At 70.5% G+C, this 2,008-nt stretch carries 3 protein-coding genes; 2 read left to right on the top strand and 1 reads right to left on the bottom strand.

The window, feature by feature from the left end; genetic code table 11:
- Nucleotides 1-406: primosomal protein N' family DNA-binding protein (locus P409_RS32865; protein WP_034848616.1), on the bottom strand; the 406-nt coding region annotated here is incomplete at its 3' end.
- 79 nt (nt 407-485) lie between these two features.
- Between P409_RS32865 and fsa the strand changes: the two genes are divergently transcribed.
- Complete coding sequence (gene fsa / locus P409_RS32860) at nt 486-1,178, top strand: fructose-6-phosphate aldolase (protein ID WP_034848615.1); 693 nt, start codon at nt 486-488, stop codon at nt 1,176-1,178.
- A gap of 10 nt (nt 1,179-1,188) precedes the next feature.
- A complete protein-coding gene (locus tag P409_RS32855; protein WP_034848614.1) occupies nt 1,189-1,899 on the top strand; it encodes a DUF484 family protein in 711 nt (236 codons plus the stop codon).
- Nucleotides 1,900-2,008: the final 109 nt, after the last annotated feature.

The following is a 2,008-nucleotide window of genomic DNA, read 5'->3' as shown; positions in this document are numbered from 1 at the left end:
GCAGATCGGCCCGGCGATATGCTGTGATCGGCTTCGGCGGCTCCAGCGCCCCGATCGAGGACAGGGTCATGCGCAGCACCGCGCCGGGGGGCGACAAGGTGTAGCGGGCGACGCGGTCGATGAAGCTCCGCGCCACCTCCGGCAGCGGCGGCAGGTCGAAGCGGTGCAGCACCGGCTTCAGCCGGGCGCGGGCGACCTGGCCGGTGCCGGGGCCCCAGACCACGCCGATCCGCGTCAGGCGGCCCAGCGGCACCTCGACATAGCTGCCGGGCGCAAGATCCATGCCGTCCGGCACCGCGTAATCGTAAGCTTCCGCCAGGGGCAGCGGCAGCAGCACGCGGACCGTGGCGACGGCGCCACTCTCCGCCTCCACCGGCGTCGCTGCTGTGGCCTCGGACTCCGCCATGGGCTAGACTTGCCCCCGCGGGCCGAGATCGGTGCCGCGCACCGGCCCGAAGCGACCGCTGGCCATTGGAACGAGGCCCATGAAGTTCTTCATCGATACCGCCGACTTCAACGAAATCCGTGACCTGGCCGCGACCGGCCTGGTCGATGGGGTGACGACCAACCCCTCCCTGATCGCCAAGTCCGGGGCCAAGTTCCTGGACCTGATCCCGCAGATCTGCGAGGTGGTGAACGGGCCGGTCTCGGCCGAGGTCGCCGCGACCGATTTCGACACCATGCTGGCCGAAGGCCGCAAGCTGTCTAAGATCGCGAAGAACATCGCGGTCAAGGTGCCGCTGACGCCCGCCGGCCTCAAGGTCTGCCGCACCTTGTCCGACGCCGGCACGATGGTCAATGTCACGCTGTGCTTCTCGGCCGGCCAGGCGATCCTGGCGGCGAAGGCCGGCGCCACCTTCATCTCGCCCTTCGTCGGCCGGCTCGACGACGTCGGCGAGGACGGCATGAGCCTGATCGCCGACATCGTCCAGATCTATCGCCAGTACCCGGACATCAAGACCCAGGTGCTGGTGGCGTCGATCCGCGGCCCGCGCCACGTGATCGAGGCGGCCAAGCTGGGCGCCCATGTCGGCACCCTGCCGCCGGCCGCCCTGCGCGCGCTGTACAGCCATCCGCTGACCGACAAGGGCCTGTCCGCCTTCGTGGCCGACTGGCAGAAGACCGGGCAGAGCATCCTCGACGAGGCCGAGCTCGCCGCCATCAAGAAGACGGCGTGAGGGCGGCCCGTTGGCACAGGAAGTGAAGCGGCCGGACGCCCCCGCCCTGACCGCGGCGGACGTCTCGGCCTGGCTGCTGGCCCATCCGGACTTCCTGGTCCAGCACCCGGACCTGCTGGCCAGGCTGGCCCTGCCGCCGCGCGACCGCGGCGAAGGGGTGATCGACCTGCAGGGCTTCCAGACCGAAAGGCTGCGCAGCCAGGTGGATCGGCTGAAGGAGCAGCAGCGCGCCTTCATCGGTGCCAGCCGCGCCAACCACAACACCCAGAACCGGGTGCATGCCGCGATCCTGTTCCTGCTGGACGCGGAGAGCTTCGAGCAGCTGATCCACACGGTGTCGACCGACCTCGCGGTGCTGCTCGACCTCGATGTGGTGACGCTGCTGGTCGAGGCGACGGAGGGCGAGGAATCGCCGCCGCACAGCGCCGAGGTCCGCATCGTCGGGCCCGGCGAGATCGCCCATCGCCTCGGCGGGCAGGAGCTGATGCTCGAATCGGACACCGCCGGCGAGGAGGCGCTGTTCGGCGCCGGCGCCGGGCTGGTGCGCAGCCAGGCGCTGGTCCGGCTGAACGTCTCGCCAGAGGCGCCGGCCTGCGCGCTCGCCCTCGGCAGCCGCGACCCGGAGATGTTCCATCCGGGGATGCGGACCGAGCTGGTCGGCTTCCTCGGCCGGGTGCTGGAGCGCTGCATCCGCTCCTGGCTGACCCCGGCGCAGGATTAGGGGCGGTGGCTTGGCCGGGCCTTCCGCGACAGCAAGCTCCCCTATCCGACGTCCCTTCCATGGAAGCGGGCTTGTTTTCCTTGTCCCCCCTCCCTCGCGGGAGGGGGTA

Origin of the sequence: Inquilinus limosus MP06 (assembly GCF_000767795.1) — a bacterium.
In the GTDB taxonomy this organism is placed as follows: domain Bacteria; phylum Pseudomonadota; class Alphaproteobacteria; order DSM-16000; family Inquilinaceae; genus Inquilinus; species Inquilinus limosus_E.
Note: the sequence above shows the minus strand (reverse complement) of the source record. Positions and strands in the feature narration are given on the sequence as shown.